This is a genomic window from Paraburkholderia elongata (genome assembly GCF_013177735.1).
Lineage (GTDB): Bacteria > Pseudomonadota > Gammaproteobacteria > Burkholderiales > Burkholderiaceae > Paraburkholderia > Paraburkholderia elongata.
In genome coordinates, this window is sequence record NZ_WOEZ01000098.1 from 1 (window position 1) to 17,747 (window position 17,747).

At 61.1% G+C, this 17,747-nt stretch carries 18 protein-coding genes; 7 read left to right on the forward strand and 11 right to left on the reverse strand.

Annotation, left to right across the window (positions count from 1 at the left end; translation table 11 throughout):
- The first annotated feature begins 375 nt into the window (after window positions 1-375).
- Together GNZ13_RS19155 and GNZ13_RS19160 are read left to right on the forward strand one after the other, a co-directional pair.
- Window positions 376-1,761 carry an amino acid permease gene (locus GNZ13_RS19155; protein ID WP_172167156.1) on the forward strand — a complete coding sequence of 462 codons (1,386 nt, stop codon included), beginning with the start codon at window positions 376-378 and terminating at the stop codon, window positions 1,759-1,761.
- 240 nt (window positions 1,762-2,001) lie between these two features.
- Window positions 2,002-2,850: a glycosyltransferase family 2 protein gene (locus tag GNZ13_RS19160; protein WP_172167158.1), complete on the forward strand. Its 849-nt coding sequence runs from the start codon at window positions 2,002-2,004 to the stop codon at window positions 2,848-2,850.
- Window positions 2,851-2,928: 78 nt separating this feature from the next.
- Here the strand turns inward: GNZ13_RS19160 and GNZ13_RS19165 are convergent, their stop codons facing one another.
- The gene (locus GNZ13_RS19165; protein ID WP_172167160.1) at window positions 2,929-3,429 is read right to left on the reverse strand and encodes an enolase-like domain-containing protein; all 501 of its coding nucleotides are present in this window, start codon (window positions 3,427-3,429) and stop codon (window positions 2,929-2,931) included.
- A complete protein-coding gene (locus GNZ13_RS19170; protein WP_236002081.1) occupies window positions 3,426-3,701 on the reverse strand; it encodes an alpha-hydroxy-acid oxidizing protein in 276 nt (91 codons plus the stop codon). The genes GNZ13_RS19165 and GNZ13_RS19170 overlap by 4 nt, the downstream gene beginning before the upstream one ends.
- Before the next feature lie 105 nt (window positions 3,702-3,806).
- Here GNZ13_RS19170 and GNZ13_RS19175 point away from each other — a divergent pair, with 105 nt between their 5' ends.
- Window positions 3,807-5,129 (forward strand): DUF6537 domain-containing protein, encoded by a 1,323-nt coding sequence (locus tag GNZ13_RS19175; RefSeq protein ID WP_172167161.1) that lies wholly within the window; start codon window positions 3,807-3,809, stop codon window positions 5,127-5,129.
- A gap of 52 nt (window positions 5,130-5,181) precedes the next feature.
- Here the strand turns inward: GNZ13_RS19175 and GNZ13_RS19180 are convergent, their stop codons facing one another.
- The 6 genes from GNZ13_RS19180 to GNZ13_RS19205 form a co-directional block, all read right to left on the reverse strand.
- Entirely contained in the window at window positions 5,182-5,982 is an 801-nt protein-coding gene (locus tag GNZ13_RS19180) for a FadR/GntR family transcriptional regulator (protein WP_172167163.1), read from the reverse strand.
- A 120-nt stretch (window positions 5,983-6,102) separates the two neighbouring features.
- A complete protein-coding gene (locus GNZ13_RS19185) occupies window positions 6,103-6,534 on the reverse strand; it encodes a GlcG/HbpS family heme-binding protein (protein ID WP_172167165.1) in 432 nt (143 codons plus the stop codon).
- Window positions 6,535-6,562: 28 nt separating this feature from the next.
- The gene (locus tag GNZ13_RS19190) at window positions 6,563-7,978 is read right to left on the reverse strand and encodes an MFS transporter (RefSeq protein ID WP_172167167.1); all 1,416 of its coding nucleotides are present in this window, start codon (window positions 7,976-7,978) and stop codon (window positions 6,563-6,565) included.
- A 38-nt stretch (window positions 7,979-8,016) separates the two neighbouring features.
- Entirely contained in the window at window positions 8,017-8,949 is a 933-nt protein-coding gene (locus GNZ13_RS19195) for a SphA family protein (protein ID WP_172167169.1), read from the reverse strand.
- Between the two features lie 150 nt (window positions 8,950-9,099).
- Entirely contained in the window at window positions 9,100-9,645 is a 546-nt protein-coding gene (locus GNZ13_RS19200; protein ID WP_172167171.1) for a cupin domain-containing protein, read from the reverse strand.
- Between the two features lie 52 nt (window positions 9,646-9,697).
- Complete coding sequence (locus tag GNZ13_RS19205; RefSeq protein WP_172167173.1) at window positions 9,698-10,537, reverse strand: HpcH/HpaI aldolase family protein; 840 nt, start codon at window positions 10,535-10,537, stop codon at window positions 9,698-9,700.
- Window positions 10,538-10,894: 357 nt separating this feature from the next.
- On the opposite strand from GNZ13_RS19205, the gene GNZ13_RS19210 reads away from it, so the two are divergent.
- The 3 genes from GNZ13_RS19210 (at window position 10,895) to GNZ13_RS19220 (ending at window position 13,689) form a co-directional block, all read left to right on the forward strand.
- Entirely contained in the window at window positions 10,895-11,392 is a 498-nt protein-coding gene (locus GNZ13_RS19210) for a DUF305 domain-containing protein (protein ID WP_172167175.1), read from the forward strand.
- Window positions 11,389-12,876: a YncE family protein gene (locus GNZ13_RS19215; protein WP_172167177.1), complete on the forward strand. Its 1,488-nt coding sequence runs from the start codon at window positions 11,389-11,391 to the stop codon at window positions 12,874-12,876. The genes GNZ13_RS19210 and GNZ13_RS19215 overlap by 4 nt, the downstream gene beginning before the upstream one ends.
- A gap of 507 nt (window positions 12,877-13,383) precedes the next feature.
- Window positions 13,384-13,689 (forward strand): hypothetical protein, encoded by a 306-nt coding sequence (locus tag GNZ13_RS19220; RefSeq protein WP_172167179.1) that lies wholly within the window; start codon window positions 13,384-13,386, stop codon window positions 13,687-13,689.
- A 92-nt stretch (window positions 13,690-13,781) separates the two neighbouring features.
- Here GNZ13_RS19220 and GNZ13_RS19225 read toward each other — a convergent pair whose 3' ends face one another.
- The 3 genes from GNZ13_RS19225 to GNZ13_RS19235 form a co-directional block, all read right to left on the reverse strand.
- A complete protein-coding gene (locus tag GNZ13_RS19225) occupies window positions 13,782-13,991 on the reverse strand; it encodes a hypothetical protein (protein WP_172167181.1) in 210 nt (69 codons plus the stop codon).
- A 34-nt stretch (window positions 13,992-14,025) separates the two neighbouring features.
- Complete coding sequence (locus GNZ13_RS19230; RefSeq protein ID WP_169490123.1) at window positions 14,026-14,190, reverse strand: hypothetical protein; 165 nt, start codon at window positions 14,188-14,190, stop codon at window positions 14,026-14,028.
- A gap of 198 nt (window positions 14,191-14,388) precedes the next feature.
- Window positions 14,389-15,234 (reverse strand): IclR family transcriptional regulator, encoded by an 846-nt coding sequence (locus tag GNZ13_RS19235; RefSeq protein WP_172167183.1) that lies wholly within the window; start codon window positions 15,232-15,234, stop codon window positions 14,389-14,391.
- A 114-nt stretch (window positions 15,235-15,348) separates the two neighbouring features.
- Between GNZ13_RS19235 and GNZ13_RS19240 the strand changes: the two genes are divergently transcribed.
- Window positions 15,349-17,700, forward strand: a complete 2,352-nt coding sequence (locus tag GNZ13_RS19240) for a cytochrome P450/oxidoreductase (RefSeq protein WP_172167184.1) — start codon at window positions 15,349-15,351, stop codon at window positions 17,698-17,700.
- Window positions 17,701-17,747: the final 47 nt, after the last annotated feature.

Below are 17,747 nucleotides of genomic sequence, written 5' to 3' on the forward strand. Positions count from 1 at the left end.
GGTGGAGGAGGCGGTGCTTCGGGTGCGCTCGACTCCATGCCAGGCATGCCGGCTGGTTCGACGGCGGGTTCCGCCGTGGGCGCAACGGTTTGCGCGAGGGCGCCCGCCCCGGCGAAGCAGAGACACAAAGCAGCGGCGCAAAGCAGGCGTTTGGGCGACATGTTGAATCTCCGAAGGCTGAAACCTCGACTAGGGCAACATACAGAAGCACCACGCCAGTGACAATCACTATCCTCGCCGTTAAGTGCGGCGCAGAACCAAGCGCGGGTTGGTCCCAGTATTGAGGTAATTTCGGGCGCGGTAAAATTTCGGGTTCTGCCGGGGCAGACCATAAGTCTGATCGGGTGATCGATATCCATACACTGGGGCGCAATTTTGAATAGTGCACAGCAGCAAGACGGCCTAAAGCGCGGGCTTAAGAATCGCCACATCCAGCTGATTGCGCTGGGCGGGGCGATCGGCACCGGCTTGTTTCTCGGCTCCGCCAGCGTGTTGAAGGCAGCCGGCCCGTCAATGATTCTCGGCTACGCGATCGGCGGCATCATCGCCTTCATGATCATGCGGCAGCTCGGCGAAATGGTCGCGCAGGAACCGGTTGCCGGTTCGTTTAGCCACTTCGCGTACAAATATTGGGGCGACTTTCCTGGCTTTCTGTCCGGCTGGAACTACTGGGTGCTGTACGTGCTCGTGAGCATGGCCGAGCTGACCGCAGTCGGCACTTACGTGCATTACTGGTGGCCGGGGGTGCCCACGTGGGTCTCGGCGCTGGTGTGCTTCGCCGTCATCAACGCGATCAATCTCGCCAACGTCAAAGCGTACGGCGAAACCGAATTCTGGTTTGCGATCATCAAGGTGGTAGCGGTGATCGGCATGATCCTGTTCGGCGGCTATCTGCTGATCAGCGGTCATGGTGGGCCGCAAGCCTCGATCACCAATCTCTGGGCCGACGGCGGCTTTTTCCCGCACGGTTTTCATGGCCTGTTCTCAATGCTCGCGGTCATCATGTTTTCGTTCGGCGGGCTCGAGTTGATCGGCATTACGGCTGCTGAAGCGGCCGACCCGCAGAAGAGTATTCCGAAGGCCGTGAATCAGGTGATCTACCGGATTCTGATTTTCTACATCTGCTCGCTGGCGGTGCTGCTCTCGTTGTATCCGTGGAATCAGGTAGCGGCCGGCGGCAGCCCGTTCGTGATGATCTTCTCGCAGATCGGCTCGACGCTGACCGCGAATGTGCTCAACGTGGTGGTGCTGACCGCGGCGCTGTCGGTGTACAACAGCGGCGTGTATGCGAATAGCCGCATGCTCTACGGTCTCGCGGAACAGGGCAACGCTCCGCGTGCGCTGATGAAGGTCGACCGGCGCGGCGTGCCGTATATGGCGATCGGTTTGTCGGCGCTCGCCACGTTCACGTGCGTGATCATCAACTATCTGATTCCGGCCGAAGCGCTCGGCTTGCTGATGGCGCTGGTGATGGCCGCACTCGTGCTGAACTGGGCGCTGATCAGCCTGACGCATCTGAAGTCGCGCAAGGCGATGGTGGCGGCGGGCGAGACGCTCGTGTTTAAATCGTTCTGGTTCCCGGTCAGCAACTGGATCTGCCTCGCGTTCATGGCGCTGATCCTCGTGATTCTGGCCATGACGCCGGGCCTCTCGGTCTCGGTGTGGCTCGTGCCCGCCTGGCTGGTCGTGATGTGGGGCGGCTATGTGTTCAAGCGCCGGCGCGCAGCAATGCATGGCGGCGCGCAGGTGGTAGGGCAGTAAGGCAGATAGCGGGCGCCGGCGCCGTTGGCGTCGGACCGCCCAATCCCGGGAAGCGCTTCAATATGCGGCGGCCCGCCATCCTCACAACGGATGCGCGGGCCGCTTTTTGTTTCGTCTCAGTTGCGTGCGAGTACGGGGAAGGGACGGCAGGTGCGGAGAATACGTTAGAATTTCCGGCGTTTGGAACGCCGGGAAGAACGCCGGGAAAAAACGATAGTAGGTAAATATGACAGATCGGCCATGAAAGAAATCTCCATCGTTGTCCCCTGCTTTAACCAGGAAGAATTCATCGCGGAGACCCTCGAATCGGTGTTGCGCCAGTCCCATAGCGACTGGGAATGCATCATCGTGAATGATGGGTCTACCGATGGTTCAGAGGCCATCATTCAGCAGTACGCAAAGAAAGATCGCCGGTTCCTGTCTTTTACCAAGGCCAACGGTGGCGTCGCTGCAGCGCGAAACTTCGGCTTCTCGCAGGCGAAAGGGATGCTCTTTGTGCCCCTCGATGGCGACGACAAGCTGCACCCAGATTTTCTGCGGCGGGCCGTCGAGTGCTTCACCACGCAGCCTGATATCGACCTTGTTCACTGCAAGACTCAGCGTTTCGGGGAGTCGAGCAAGACCTGGCGCTTGCCTGAGTACAGCTACGAAAAGCTGCTTTGGCAAAACATGATCGTCAACACGACCATGTACCGGCGTGAGGCGTTTTTCCGCTCCGGCGGGTATGCGTCGGAAATGGTCCATGGTTTCGAGGACTGGGAATTCTACGTGCGGCTCCTGAGCCCGCAATCCAAGGTGTGGTTTGTCGATGCCCCGCTGTACCTCTATCGCGTGAAGAAGAGTTCACGATCAACCCAACTGGTCGAGTTGGGAAAGGTCGAGGAATCGCAACGCCTCATCTACGTGCGCAACCGTGCGATTTATGACCGGTTCGTGGATAACCCAATCAGTGTTTTCGGCAAGCGCATGAAGGAGTTTGCGCCGTTCTACTCGGCGCGCTACAAGCGGCAGGTCCACTACGTGCATATGGCTTATAGCGTTGTGATTGCGGGGCTGCTGGGAGTTGGCGCTTTGCTCCTTCGGCATTGACTTGCGGATCACGTTGCACCTGCTGATCTGCGAGACGGATCAGCTTGATTCGCCCGCGTTGGTCCACGCGGGCGACGGTCAAACCAGGAAACGGTCGACCTCTTTCTCCCGCCAGATGATTCCCGCGCCGGGCGCGTCTCCGAAATGCGCATCGCCGTCCTTGAACTGCAGAACGGGCTCGACGATCGGGCCGGCGAGATCCATGCGTTCGAGCCAGTGGCACGTCGGCCTGACTGCCAGCAGATGCGCGCTGAATTCCTGAAAGATGTGGCTGGACATCGGCATGGCCGTATGGCCGATCAGGCGGAATCGGGACTGCATCAGCTGGTCGATCGTGTAGGGCGCGAGTGGCATGTCTTTGACGACCGCAGCGAGCTCCTCGACCATCTGCCGAACTGGCTTGAGCGCGAGCGGCGTGTAGGTGAACAGATAGGATGTGCCGGTGACGTTCGCATTCGTCTGCAAGTCGATCAGCACGAGCGGCGACGTCGCCACCGTGCCGACTGCGGTCTTGACCGGATATTGCAGTGGAACGTTGACGGCCCGCGCGCGCAGGCCGGTGATGCGGATGTCGGTCATGGTGCCTCGAAAAGTTGAGTGAGCGGCGACGGCGCAGGCGCGCCGCCATCTGCTTTCGGCCCGTACGGCCAGAGGAAGTCCCGCGACAGTTGGCCGATGTCGGGGCAGCCGATCTGCGCGAGCGTGGTGTCGATCTCGCTCTTCAGCATCGACAGCACGGCTTCGACGCCGCGCTCGCCGTCGGCGGCGAGGCCATACAGCGTCGCGCGGCCGAGCAGCACCGCTTTCGCGCCCATCGCGATCGCCTTCACGACATTGACGGGCTGGCTCATCTCTGTCTCCTTCTGCATGCGCTCAAGCGCGCGTCTCGACTTCGATGAGGAACGGCTTGTTGCCGGCAAGCGCCTGGTCGAGCGCCGCCTTTCGAGATATTTCCAGTGACGCGGCACGAACTGAACGGGCGCAAGCCGGTGTTTTCGTTGACGCCGAATCCCGGCGACGTTGATATCGCGGTCGCCTCGGAACTGGTCGAAGCTGCGCGCATTGTGCAAAATGGCTTCGCTAATCCGCAACGTACGACGATCGTCGGCTCGATCCATCGCGAGTACGCGGTGTCCGAAAAGGTCGCAATGGCGGATGGCCGCTACGACACGAGCAAGGCGCTCGACGCGTTGCAATCGATGGCACGGCTTTGCGTGCTGTTCGACATGCGCGAGATGGCCTGGCAGCACGGTACAGTGATCAATACGGTGATGTTCGGTGCGATGGCGGGCGCTGGTGCGCTGCCGCTGTCACGGACGGCATGCGAAGCGGCGATCCGCGCCGCCGGCAAAGCGGTTGACGCGAGTCTCGCGGGTTTTTCAGCCGGTCATGATGCGGCGCGTGCATCCTCCGCAGTGAAGCACCGTCTCGCGGTGCTCCCGGCGCCGTTGCGCGAAGTCGTCGATGCTGGCGCCGCTTTGACCACCGACTATCAGGATGCGCGCTATGCGCAGCAATATCGCGATGCGGTAGAAACTCTGCGACGCGCTGAAATCGACGCGGGCGGAGCCTCCGGGCAATTCCCCGTCACGCGCGAAGCGGCGCGCTTTCTCGCGCTGTGGATGAGCTACGAAGACGTGATTCGGGTCGCCGACCTGAAGACGCGCCGAGAGCGGCTCGATAAGGTGCGCCGTGAAATGTGTGCGCAACCGGGCGATATCGTGCAATTGACTGAATTCCTCAAGCCCGGCCGAGACGAAGTGCTGTCTATGCTGCCACCGCGGCTCGCCGCGTCGCTCGAACGCCGCGCGTTCGTGATGAGCAAGCCGCGCAACATTGGGCTGCATATCCGCACCGATACGGTCAGCGGGTTCGCGATGTTGTGCGCGCTGCGCAGCCTGCGGCGCTGGCGGCGGCGTACCGCGCGCTTTCACAGTGAGCATCGGCTGATTGCGGAATGGCAGGAGCGGCTGCGCCGGCTGCTGGCGGTCCCCGGTATGACGGATGCCGCGTACGAGCTCGCGCTCGCGGGCAATCTGGTGAAAGGTTATGGCCAGACGCACGCACATGGCCAGAAGAATCTGCGCGCGATACTCGCCGATATCGACAGCCCTACCGCGCGTGCCGGCGCCGATCTCGCAGCGCGTATTCGCGCCGCCCGCGAGGCCGCGCTAGCCGACCCCGAAGGGCGGCAGCTCGCGAAGACGCTTGGACTTCCGACGCCTGAGCCGGCAGCACGACCGATCCACTTCGTTCGCAATAAAAGCGCAGCAAAGTGAGCGCGCGCTCAACAGCGGAACAACATACCAGCGCTCAAGGAGGCTGGCATAGCTAGTCCCTTTGCAACATCGACCCCAGAAGTCTCGCCAGAGCGGGTTCGGACAGCATCTTCTCGCCTGCGTCCGGCAGCGACGAAATCACCTTGGCGGATTGTTCGATATGCGAGCGGGCAGCCTCGCGCGCAGCAGCGGTGTCGTGGCTCGCAATGGCGTCGACCAGATGTTGACGATGTTTGGCCATGCGTTTCGTGATCTTTCGCCAGGTCTCATATGAGTCACCAGTGAGTTCTCTTGCGAAGCCGATCTGAACACTGGCGAGAAATCTGCAAAGCGCGGCAAGCAGTACATTGCCCGACGCTTTGGCGAGCGTATCGATAAAGAGTCGCAGACCTTCCGCCACCGCTTCGGAATCCGTTCCTTCGTTGATCTGGCGCAGTGCCTCGCGCATCGCCTGAAGGTCCGCCTCGGTGGCTCGCCTGGCGGCGAGTTCCGCGGCATACCCGTTGAGCGCACCCATCACGCCCAATACTTCCGCAATGCCGACGCGTTCGAGTTGCATCATCGAAAGAAGCGATACGCCGATGAGCTGGTCGGCGTCAGCCGTCACATACGCGCCGCTGCCATGCCGTACTTCGACCAGCTGCGCTGTCGTCAAGCCGCGAATGGCTTCCCGGATCGTCGGGCCGCTCACGCCATAACCTTCCGCGAGCTGCTTCTCGGTTGGCAGCTTCGTGCCGCGGGTGAGTTCGCCGTCGAGGATCCGGCCTCGCAAGTCTTCGAGAATCTGTTCGGCGGCATTGCCGCGGGCAAGTCGACGTGTTGGCTGCCAGGAGGGTTCAGTTGGTGTTTGCATGGGTGCTTTCCTTTTTTGCTGGACCTGCGTCTGGCATCACTATACTCTACGAGTCACCTTGTGACCTTGTTAATGTTGGTGCGGACGAAAAATGAGCGACCCTGTTTATGCCGGACCGCTTTATCCGACATCCGCCTTCAACCCCGCACGGGCGATACCTGCCGCTGCGCAGACTTCATCTTTCTCCGGGTGATCGCCGCTGACTCCCACTGCGCCGATCACATGGTCGTCAGAATCGCGAATCAGCACACCCCCGGCAACCGGAACGATCCGGCCCGCGGAGATGTCCGTTAGCGCGGCGAAGAACGCTGGAGCCGCTTCGGCGCGCTGCGCGAGAGCGCGGCTGCCGATCCCCATGCCGAGCGCGCCCCACGCTTTGGCCTGGGCGATTTGCGGTCGGAGGATGCCGCTGTTGTCTTCCCGTTTGAAAGCGACCAGATGGCCTCCGGCATCGAGCACGGCAACGGACAGCGGCGCGCAAGCGGATTCGCGTGCCGTGGCGAGCGCCGCATCTACAATCGTCGTGGCCTGATTCAGCGACAGGGTTTCCATGAATCTTCTCCTTGTTGAAACATGTGGATCAGTGGGGGAATGCCTCGCTACCGGATGCGCGTTTGAGCGGTCCTCGCGTGACGGAGTGTGAGAGCGTGTCCTCATGAACGCCGTCGTGCGGCTGCAGGTTCCTCTTGCGCCGTTGTATCAGTCGTCCCAGCACGAGTACGGCCAGTGCGGCGCCCACCGATGTTGCACCGGCGATCGCAAAGAGAATCGACGGCGCGACACCGTCGCCGAGTAACACGCCGCCCATGACGGGTCCGGCAATCGCCCCGGTGCGGCCGATACCCATTGCCCAGCCGATGCCAGTAGCGCGCAGGCCGGTTTCATAGAACACCGCGCACAGGGCCACCGTACACATCTGCGCGCCGATGCTGAACGCACCGGCGACAAAGCTCGTCAGATACAAAAGCCCAGGCGACCATCCGACGAGGCCGATTGCCGAGATGGCCATGGCGCCGGCAAGATAGGCGCAACCGATGACGCGCGTCGGCCCGAAGCGGTCGGCGAGACGACCGAGCATGATGCATCCGGCGACCGCGCCGAGATTGAGCATCGCGACGGCCAGCACGGCCTTGCCGATGTCCAGCCCATTCGTGCGCGCGACAACCGGGATCCAGTTGATCAGGAAGTACGTCAACAGCAGGCTCAGGAAGAACGCGATCCATAGCAGGAACGTCGCGGTAGCGCGTCCTTGCGTGAAGAGGCTGGACACGGGTGAATGAGGCATTGCCGCGCGACAGTCCGATTCGCCGTTCCACCGCGACTCGGCGTCCAGCCGCCGCAGAATCCGCGCGATGGCGGCATGGTCGTTTTGCAGCGCGAGGTAGCGCACCGATTCCGGCACCAGCAAGATGAACGCAGGGAGAATGATCAGCGGCAGCATGCCGCCCGCGATGAACACGCTCTTCCACCCGAACGCGGGAATCAGCAGGGCCGAACCGGCGCCGCCCAGCACGGCACCGAGCGGAAATCCGCAGAACATTGCGCCTACCAGTGTGCTTCTGAGCCGCTTGGGCGCATATTCCGAGGCCAGTGAAATGAAACTCGGCAGTGCGCCGCCGAGGCCTATGCCTGTGATGAACCGCAATATCGAAAGCGCCGCGGTGGAATGAGCGAACGGAGTGAGCAGGGAGGCGACGGAAAAGACGAGCACGGCGCATGACAAGGTGACCTTACGTCCGAAGCGATCACCGGCCGCGCCGAATGCCAGCGCCCCGAGCAATCCACCGAGCAGTCCCGCGCCAAACACGGGACCGAACGCCGATGGCGCCGCGCCCCAGGCGGCCATGATTTCAGGCGCTACAAATGCGATCGCCTGGGTGTCGAATCCGTCCACCATCGCCACCAGCCCGCACAGTAGAAAAATGCTGATCTGCAGACCCGTCACCGGCCCTTCGTCGATGATGGATTCGAGATCCAGTTTGCCTGTCGGTTGCATGTATTACTCCATAAACGGACGACATCCGGTCGTGGACATCAGAAGCGGAAGTTCAGATTGGCGAATACTTTGTATCCCTTCGGAATCGTGGCGCGATTCGGCCCAGGATTGCCGCCCGACGCGCTGGCGCTTACGTCTTTGGTCGCCCAGAGATTCAGCACGACCGGCCCGAAGTCGTAGCCGACCAGGCCGCCCACCGCGAAAAGGTTGTAGCTGCTCACGTTGATCGCGTTGTGATAGAACGCGCTCGACGTATCGTTGGTCACCTGGCCGACATACGACGCGACCGGACCGACCCGCCATTTCCCGAAGGCTTTCGTGGCGACGAAATCCGCGTGAAGAATATCGCCGGTGCGGTATTCGGTTTTCGTATTCGGCGTGTTCATTTCAAGCGAGAAATTGGCCGTCAGATTCCACCCGTCTTTCAGATATGAGAATGCGAGCAGGGGCTGTACGATCCACCAGGGCGCACCCGGATCACCGAGCCCGTTGGGCCCGGAGATGGTGCCGTCCGGAACGGTGACGCCAATACCGGTCTTCACGAAGAGCCCCGTATTGCCCAGTGCCCAGCTCAATTGCACAGGCGCGATGAAAGTGTTGCGCACGCCACCGCTTTGCACGTTCAATGGCGCGCCGGCGTCGGCCATTGTGAACGGCTGCACGATCAGGGCTTCGTAGCGGGCGCCGAAAAAGGTCCAGCCAGGCGTCCAGAGGACGCCCGTGACCACTGACGCCACGCGGATCGGCGTCGCACTGCTGGGATCGCCTGGACCGTAACGGTGTGCCTGGGCCGTATAGACCTCGTTGAAGCTGTAGAAGCCGGGCGCGGGCGTGGCGGCGGTCATGCCCAGAACCACTCCGGGTGGCATCGACCAGCCAGGGTAGCCGGCTTCGTAGGCGTGCGCTGACTTGCCGCCCATCATGGCGGCCCCTGCGAGCGCAGCGCACCAGGCATATTTACGTGATTGCATGAATGTCTCCTCCGTATCGGCCTGCTTCTTATCGAGCGGCTTCTTGTCTCGTGCCGACTTGCCGTGCGGCGGGCGCGGTGCCGGTATCGCTGGCGCGACCCGGCGCCGGCATCGGGGCCGACGCGGGCCTCGTGCGCCTGAATGGCTGTGTTAGCGGATCTGCTCGCGCTGCGTAGCGTCGATCATGCAACCGCACAACAGACACGGTTCGTTCGAACGATTGCTCCACGCGTGATTGGTGCCGCGGATCACGACGGTGTCGCCTGGCTGCATCAGTACTTCGTCGACGTCCGTCACCAGGTAGATCTCACCCTTGATGCAGGTGAGGCAGTCGAGGGTGTCGGTGCGGTGCATGCTCGGGTGGCGAGCCAGGTCTTCCGCGCTCGGCTGATGTTTCTGCTGCACCTCGAGGTTCAGCTTCCTGAGTTGTTCGACGTGATGTGCCTTATCCGCGGTATCGGGCGGAATCTCGAGCGCGCGAAACAGCACGCCGCCAGGGAAAGGCTCACGCGTTGTCACCTCGTTTGCGCGGTCCCATTCAATGCTGTTGTCCACCGGGACCTCGCGCGCGCTCCACAGCGTTGCACGATAGAAAATCCCCGGGTTGTGCTGGACATTGGTGGCTTCGTCCAGCAGCACGGCTGATTTGCCGTCCACATTCGGACCTACGACATAACGCTTCCAGTTCTTGGTCATTCAGGTTCTCCTTGATCGGGTCTGTGCCGGAATGCAACCGGCGGTGCTGTTATCAGTCGGGAAAGGCGCTGACCGGCGCAGGCGGACGTTTGAAAGCCGACCCTTCAATGCCGGCATTGAGCGAGGCGACGGTCTGCTCGCAGAAGCGCCGGAACCCAAGCGTGTCGAGGCCGAGGCAGAAAATTCGCACCCCGTCGTCGAGCGACTTGCGGCAGGCGGCGGGCGAAGGATCGAGAACCGGTCCGCCGATCACCGCGACACCGTGCTTTTGCGCCGACCGCAGCACTGTCCGGTAGGCCTCCTGAACGCGCGGGCTTTTCATCATCAACGTCCCTTCGTTCATCGCGTAGGCAAGATCGCCCGCGCCGAAGACGATGATCTTCACTGCGTCGAGCGCGCAGATTTCGTCGATGTTCGCCACCGCCTCCGGATGCTCGATCATTGGAATAAGCGCGACTTCCGCGTTGTTCCAGGCGGTGTACTCGTCGAAGTTCCTGAACGCGTAACGGGCCGCGCGGGTTGCCGGGCAAATGCCGCGCTCGCCGATCGGAGGGAAAAAGGCGAACTTCGCGGCCTCCTTGACGTCTTCCGCCGAGCGAACCATCGGCAAAAAGATGCCCATGGCGCCTGCCTCCAGAGCACGACGAATGCCGGTTTCGTCGGAACGGTCCGGCACGCGCACGAAGGCCGCGAGGCCCGCGCGCTCGGCAATGCGCACGCTGTTTTCCAGCGCGCGCACGTCATTGCCCGAGTGCTCGCCGTCGATCATGACGAAGTCGAAGCCGGTCAGACCCATCACTTCGATAAGCGCCGGATCGCCCGTAAAACACTGCATGCCGAGCGGGATCTCATTGCGCTCCAGCATTTCCAACAGACGGTTTCGCATGAACATCAGATATATCTCCTGCGTAATTTGAAGGTGCAAATGGTCTGACGGTGTTTTGCCTAAAAACAAAGTCACCAGGTGACTATATCACCCAACAACAGGAATTAAACGACGGATGGGGTAAACGATGAATTGCGGAGGACGATGCGATTGCGGGTGTCGTCCGACCAGCGGCGTGCGAGAAGCCAACACGGTCGTGCGATTTCTTTGCGGGGTTTTGCTCAGTCGCGTTCTAGCGGCATGCGGCGTCGGACGAAAAATTTGCTGGGCAACAAAATTAGTTCTCGACGTTCGGAATAATTCGGCGCCCGATGGGTTCACTTCATTGAGGCATGTGCCAACAGGAAAAGGAGGGACACCCTTATGCCAGTCTCGATCCGTCTGTTTGTCCCAGTGGTACTGAGGGCAGCCGTCACACTTGCCATCTCTGGAGTTGGAATACCCCCGTCGTTCGCCGCTGGACCGCGGGCCGCAAGCTCAGACGAGGCGCCGTTTCTTCAAGAGAATGACGTCGCGATGACGAAGATGATGGCCGACATGTCTATCAGGCCGACGGGCGATGTTGACCGGGATTTCGTCGCGATGATGGTGCCTCACCACCAGGGCGCCATTGACATGGCACAGGCCGAATTGCGCTATGGACGCAACGAGCAATTGCGCCGCATCGCGCAGGAAATCGTCGTCGAGCAACAACAGGAGATTGTTGCGATGCACCTCGCGCTTGGTCAGCCCCTGCCGCCGTCGACACCCGCACCAGACCAGCAAGAGCCTGCTTCCTCATCCGCGGGGGACGCACACGCGATGTCCCACCACGGCATGCAGATGAACATGTTGAGCCACACGCAAAAGGAGCCGCAATGAAACACACGTCCCTTCTTACTTCGGCGCTGACCATGGCAGCACTGACTGCAGCCCAGTTCGCATGGGCTGGACAGGCCCCTGGTTCGTCGTCCGACCCGGATATTCCGGTCAGCCACCATGACCGCGTCTATGCCGCCGAGCAATTCTCGAACACCGTCTCCGTTATCGATCCGGCGGACAACAGGGTGGTCGGGGTGATTCGTCTGGGAGACCCGTCGCCAGGCAACTTCAGCCCGTTGTACAAAGGCCAGTTGCTCGTGCACGGCATGGGGTATTCGCCCGATCACCGCACAATTGCTGTGGTGTCCATCGGCTCGAACTCGGTGTCCTTCATCGATACGCAGACGAATGCAGTCAAGCACGTCACATACGTTGGCCGCTCGCCTCACGAAGCCTTCTTTACGCCTGACGGCAAGGAGGTTTGGGTGACTGTGCGCGGCGAAAACTATGTGGCCGTGCTTGACGGTACAACGTTTGAAGAAAAATCCCGGATCACCGTGCCGGCCGGCCCGGGCATGCAGATCTTTTCGCCAGACGGGAAGTATGGCTACGTGTGTTCATCGTTCAATCCCGAAACGGAGGTCATCTCGGTTGCTGACCACAAGATTGTCGGCACGGTGAAGCAGGCAAGCCCCTTCTGCCCGGACATCGCTGCGACGCCTGATGGCAAGCAGATATGGTTTACGCTCAAGGATGTGGGCAAGACCCAGGTGTTCGACGCGCGGCCGCCATTCGGGTTGATCAGGACACTCGACACGGGTCCGATTACGAACCATGTCAACATCGTGCATAACGCTAACGGTACGTTCGCCTATGTGACTGTCGGAGGCCTGAACCAGGTCAAGGTGTTCCGAACCGACGACTTCTCGCAGGTCTCGACGATTTCCGTCGGCAACCTGCCGCATGGGCTATGGCCGTCCGGTGACGGCAGCCGTATCTACGTCGGCCTTGAAAATGCCGACGCGATGACCGCTATCGATACGCTGACGAACAGGGTAATCGCGACCGTGCCCATCGGCCAGGCGCCGCAGGCTGTCACCTATGTACCGAATGCGGTCCCGGAAGGAGACGGCACGCAAAATCTGCAGCCGCTCGGCCTCGCCGGGCAGAGTACGCACCTGGTCCTGGTTCCCGTGGGCTCGGGCAAGTCGGCGGACGTCGCTAGCGCACCCACGACTGTCGCATTGTTCGACCAGGGTCTCGTGCAGGTCCTTCAGGCGGCCGTCACTGGCCTGCAGCCAAAGCAACCGTATGTGCTGGCCCTCGCGGACAACGCTGACGGCACCGGCAACATAGAAGCGCTGGCGAACTTCATGACCAATCCAGCCGGCTCTGCGATTGTGAATGCGCTCGGCCAGATCCGCCAGTTGGTCACGCCCGGCGTGGGCACTGCTGGCGACAGGCACCGTTACCTCGTGATTGCGCCGCAAGTTTCAGGCAAGCCGGGAGCCCCGGTACAGGTCCAGGCGCTACTCGCGTCGTAGGTCAATCTCGATGCGTGCGTCACCGGCCCAGGCAGAGTTCGGTGACAGTTGAGTTTTGCGCCAGCGTGTCGGTTGCTGAATGGTGGCGCACTTCCGGGTTTGGCCAAACGACGGCCGTATAGAACGGTCGCTGTGGCCATGTGTCACCTCCAGTTGTTTTAGGTACGAAGGTGACGAGCAACAGGCATGCCAATGGGTCTCTGACTGCGATGCAATTGAGGTCCGGTTGATTTACGTGGTCTTCGTGGCTTCATCGGATCGACGGGCATCATTTCCTCTGTTGGCCCGAAACGACCCGCTGGTACCTAAGCTCCCGCAATCCGCCAAACAGCCCGCCGAATACCCTTCGCTTCGCCCAATTGATTTCCACGTCCCGCGCTACACTTGTTTCCACAGACGAAACAGACTCGAATGTGGCCGCCATTTCGTCGAAGTCGCGGGCCAAGCCGGGGCCGTTTAGTCCGAGGCCGCAGCCCTTTCGGTTACCCCATTCTGACGGATGTCAATATGATTCCACTCGGTGCAGCATCCACGCTACTCAGCGGCGTGAGCAGCGCCATCCGTTCCGGGCTGTCGGCGCTGACGGGCCAAAGCTCCGCAAGTGAATCAAACCAGTCGAGTTTTGCGGCACACCTCAAGACCGCAACGTCACAAAGCAGTCTTGGAAAAAGCGAGCATCACCATCACGCATCTGGCGCACGCAGCGCGATAAACGCATTGACAAATTCTTCTCCATCGCCGTTACAAGGCACGCCTGGTGCCGGTATGAGACCGGGTGTCGCGACCGGCTCCGTCATCAATATCAGTGCCTAAACGGGCACCGAAGGCCGACTGGATGACGCATTGCCAAAAAAGCATTGCCCTTAAACGAGCCGCGCAAAAATCGTCGCCTCCTGGTAACTCGTTCAATGAATCGAGTCCCGGATGCTGACGAGACTATGCGAGTCCATCCAGTCGTACGATCCACTGCTGTGGGCCCACGCCCAGTTCCTTGCCGCTTCACGTTTTTTGCCGACCGCCTGTGCGACCTCTTCGGAGGACGAACTTTCGTCATACTTGTCGTTCGTGCGTTCAGCGCGGCCGATGTTTCTTGAGTTCGATGAGTCGTAGTTCATTGCGATTCCTGATTGAGATTGCTGTCAGCGCGCATCAATCCTGCTCCACCAGCTCGTCGTGCATCGACGCTGCGAGAAGCTCGGCGAAGCGCTCAAGCGCCGCGACTGAGCCGTGCACTGTGCGGTACTCCTGACGTCCAATCTTCGCGTCAAGAACCACCGTCATTCCCGATTTCCGAGCCAGGTCAAGGATGTCCATCTACTGCTCCACATCGTTGAATCATGTGATTCAGTTAGCACTCTGATGCGCGTGAACGGTTTGTCCACACAATCCATTCTAAGCACTATGCGCTGGACATCAACGCAGCCACGGTGAATTCACAGTTTTCAAAACGACAACAATAGAGACCGCAGCCGGATGCGGCGGGGGACAGCCCAGGTTCAACATGGACACGTATCAGACGCAGCCAGAAACTACCTTGGCGTGATCCGGCACATAGCCGAGCGCGGCGCTGATCGTTTCGGCTTCCTTGCGCAAGGCTGTCGCAATCGGACCGTCAATCGAGGAGTCGAACCCACCCGTCGCCCCCAGCGCAGTGAGCGACGCGCAAAGGTGCCCATTGGCATCGAAAAGCGGCGCGGCGACTGCGCTTATTCCCTTCAGATTCGTATCTTTGACCGTGGCGCAGCCCATTGCGCGAACCTCGCGTTGCAGCTGTCCTATCGGATCGGTTAGATCGAGTAGCGCGCGCAAGTCGGCGGGGGCGCGCGCGAGTTCCTCTTTCGCCAGTTTTCGAACTCGCGACTCATCGAGTAAGGCGAGAAAGAGTCGCCCTGTCGCGGACCAGAGTAACGACATGACCGAGCCCGCGCGCACATTCACCGTGACAGGTAACCCCGGCTCCTCGAAGCGAATGATCGTCGGTCCGTGATTGCCCATTACGGCAATGAAGCACGTCACTTCCAGGCTCTCGCGTAAGCGCACCAACGACGGTTCGGACAAGCGAATGGGGTCCGCCACGCGCATTGCTGCAAGACCGATGGAAATGCACTGGGGTCCCAGGCAGTACTGCTGCGTTGCCGCGTCCTGAGTAACGAAAGACTCTTCCATCAGGCTCGCCAGGTAGCGATGGACTTTCGCCGGATTCTCGTGCAGTTGGGCGGCGAGGGCGGTCAGCGTCGCACGTCCCCCAAGGGCGGCCAGCTCCTTTAGTACGAGCATCCCGATGGACGCCGACTGCACGCGTTGCCGGCGGTCCCGCGCAGCGCGGTCACCCGCCTGCTTTTGAGAATTATTTTCCATTTCGTCATCTTAGCCGATCGGGAGCGGCAGTCGATATGGCAAGGTTTACCCGGATCACTAGATTACGCATTGCGTATTATAGTTACGCAAATAACATCACATCTGGAGAAGAGCATGGCCGCAGTCGCACCTGATCTCGGTGTATCGAAGTGTCCTTTCCACGGCGCGGCGCCTGACGGCGCGCTTTCCCCCAGCGGTTGCCCGGTGAGCGCACGCGCCGCTGCGTTCGATCCCTTTGAGGACGGTTATCAGCAGGACCCGCCCGAATACGTGCGCTGGGCCCGTGAGCAGGAGCCGGTTTTCTACAGCCCAAAGCTCGGCTATTGGGTCGTCACGCGCTACGACGACATCAAGGCGATCTTTCGCGACAACATCACCTTCAGTCCGTCGATCGCGCTCGAGAAAATCACGCCGACCGGCCCCGAAGCGAACGCGGTGCTGGAGTCGTATGCCTACGCGATGAACCGCACGCTTGTGAACGAAGACGAGCCAGCGCACATGCCGCGCCGTCGTGCGTTGATGGATCCGTTCACACCCGAGGCGCTTAAGCACCATGAACCGATGGTGCGCGAACTCGCGCGCGAGTACGTAGATCGGTTCATCAACGACGGCCGCGCCGACCTTGTCGACCAGATGCTGTGGGAAGTCCCGCTCACGGTTGCGCTGCATTTTCTTGGCGTGCCGGAAGAGGACATGGACACGTTGCGCGAATATTCGATCGCACATACGGTGAACACGTGGGGCCGCCCGAGGCCGGAGGAGCAGGTCGAGGTCGCGCATGCGGTCGGCAAGTTCTGGCAGTTCGCGGGCAAGGTGCTAGACAAGATGCGCGAAGACCCGTCCGGCCCGGGCTGGATGCAGTACGGCATCCGCAAGCAGAAGGAACTGCCCGACGTGGTGACGGATTCCTATCTGCACTCGATGATGATGGCGGGCATCGTCGCCGCGCATGAGACGACGGCCAACGCGACCGCCAATGCGATGAAACTGCTCTTGCAGCACCCGCAGGCATGGCGCGACATCTGCGAGGACCCGAGCCTCATTCCCAACGCCGTCGAGGAATGTTTGCGTCACAACGGATCGGTCGCCGCGTGGCGTCGGCTTGCGACGAAAGACGTCACCATCGGCGGCATCGACATCCCGGCGGACTCGAAGCTGCTCATCGTGACGTCGTCGGCCAATCATGATGAGCACCAGTTCGCGGATGCCGACCTCTTCGATATCCGCCGCGAGAACGCCAGCGATCAGTTCACCTTCGGTTATGGCTCGCATCAGTGTATGGGCAAGAACCTTGCGCGCATGGAGATGCAGGTCTTTCTCGACGAGTTCACACGCCGGCTGCCACACATGCGGCTTGCCGAACAGCGCTTCACGTACGTGCCGAACACGTCGTTTCGCGGGCCGGAGCATCTCTATGTGGAATGGGATCCTGCGCAGAATCCGGAGCGCCTCGATCCATCCGTGCTGAAGCCGCGCGCAACGTTGCGGATCGGTGAGCCATCGTCGCATGCGGTGAGCCGCGCGGTGATAGTCGAGAGCGTGTCGGCGTGCGCGGATCGTATCGTGCGTGTAAGGCTCGTCTCCCCAGATGGCAAGCCATTGCCGCGCTGGGCGCCGGGTTCGCATATCGATGTCATCTGCGGCGACACCGGACTCTCGCGCCAGTATTCGCTTTGCGGCGATCCGCGGGATCGCGGTGCCTTCGAGATCGCGGTGCTGCGAGAGCTGGAGAGCCGCGGCGGATCGGCCTGGATCCATGCCAACGTCAAGGCAGGTGATGTACTGAAGATTCGCGGCCCGCGCAATCACTTTCATTTTGCTGCCGATGCGCGCAGGGCGATCTTCATCGCGGGCGGCATTGGCATCACACCGATCAGCGCGATGGCGCGAAAAGCAAAGGCTCGGGGTATCGACTACACGATTCATTACAGCGGGCGGCGCCGCGCATCGATGGCGATGCTTGACGAGCTGGCCGCGTTGCACGGCGAACGCTTCCATGTGCACGTATTGGAAGAAGGCTCACTCAACGATTTCACGTCACTCTTCGCGCAACCGGACGAGCACACGCACATTTATGCATGCGGCCCGGCGGGGATGCTCGAAGCGGTGGAGGCGAGCTGCGCGCATTGGCCGGAAGACGCGCTGCGCGTAGAGCGTTTCGTATCGACGAAGACCACCCTCGACCCGTCGAAGGAACATGCGTTCGAGATCGAACTGAAAGACTCCGGTCTTGTGATTCCGGTCGCCGCGGATCAGACGGTGCTCGCGGCGCTCCAGCAGGCAAACATCGACGTACAGAGTGACTGCCGAGAAGGCCTGTGCGGGTCGTGCGAGGTACGGGTGCTGGCAGGCAAAGTGGACCATCGCGACATGGTGCTCACACGCGCCGAGCGCGAAGCGCACAACCGCATGATGACCTGCTGCTCGCGCTCGTGCGGCGGTGAGCGGCTCGTGCTCGAACTGTAAACGCGCAGCCGGTTTAAGACTGCCGGCACATACGGGCGAGTCCCACG

Bases quoted from the DNA above. Each gene is read 5' to 3' on its own strand.
- GNZ13_RS19160 (WP_172167158.1), top strand. From the start codon at position 2,002: ATGAAAGAAATCTCCATCGTTGTCCCCTGCTTTAACCAGGAAGAATTC.
- GNZ13_RS19165 (WP_172167160.1), bottom strand. From the start codon at position 3,429: ATGACCGACATCCGCATCACCGGCCTGCGCGCGCGGGCCGTCAACGTT.
- GNZ13_RS19170 (WP_236002081.1), bottom strand. From the start codon at position 3,701: ATGAGCCAGCCCGTCAATGTCGTGAAGGCGATCGCGATGGGCGCGAAA.
- GNZ13_RS19180 (WP_172167163.1), bottom strand. From the start codon at position 5,982: ATGCAAACACCAACTGAACCCTCCTGGCAGCCAACACGTCGACTTGCC.
- GNZ13_RS19185 (WP_172167165.1), bottom strand. From the start codon at position 6,534: ATGGAAACCCTGTCGCTGAATCAGGCCACGACGATTGTAGATGCGGCG.
- GNZ13_RS19190 (WP_172167167.1), bottom strand. From the start codon at position 7,978: ATGCAACCGACAGGCAAACTGGATCTCGAATCCATCATCGACGAAGGG.
- GNZ13_RS19195 (WP_172167169.1), bottom strand. From the start codon at position 8,949: ATGCAATCACGTAAATATGCCTGGTGCGCTGCGCTCGCAGGGGCCGCC.
- GNZ13_RS19200 (WP_172167171.1), bottom strand. From the start codon at position 9,645: ATGACCAAGAACTGGAAGCGTTATGTCGTAGGTCCGAATGTGGACGGC.
- GNZ13_RS19205 (WP_172167173.1), bottom strand. From the start codon at position 10,537: ATGTTCATGCGAAACCGTCTGTTGGAAATGCTGGAGCGCAATGAGATC.
- GNZ13_RS19210 (WP_172167175.1), top strand. From the start codon at position 10,895: ATGCCAGTCTCGATCCGTCTGTTTGTCCCAGTGGTACTGAGGGCAGCC.
- GNZ13_RS19215 (WP_172167177.1), top strand. From the start codon at position 11,389: ATGAAACACACGTCCCTTCTTACTTCGGCGCTGACCATGGCAGCACTG.
- GNZ13_RS19220 (WP_172167179.1), top strand. From the start codon at position 13,384: ATGATTCCACTCGGTGCAGCATCCACGCTACTCAGCGGCGTGAGCAGC.
- GNZ13_RS19225 (WP_172167181.1), bottom strand. From the start codon at position 13,991: ATGAACTACGACTCATCGAACTCAAGAAACATCGGCCGCGCTGAACGC.
- GNZ13_RS19230 (WP_169490123.1), bottom strand. From the start codon at position 14,190: ATGGACATCCTTGACCTGGCTCGGAAATCGGGAATGACGGTGGTTCTT.
- GNZ13_RS19235 (WP_172167183.1), bottom strand. From the start codon at position 15,234: ATGGAAAATAATTCTCAAAAGCAGGCGGGTGACCGCGCTGCGCGGGAC.
- GNZ13_RS19240 (WP_172167184.1), top strand. From the start codon at position 15,349: ATGGCCGCAGTCGCACCTGATCTCGGTGTATCGAAGTGTCCTTTCCAC.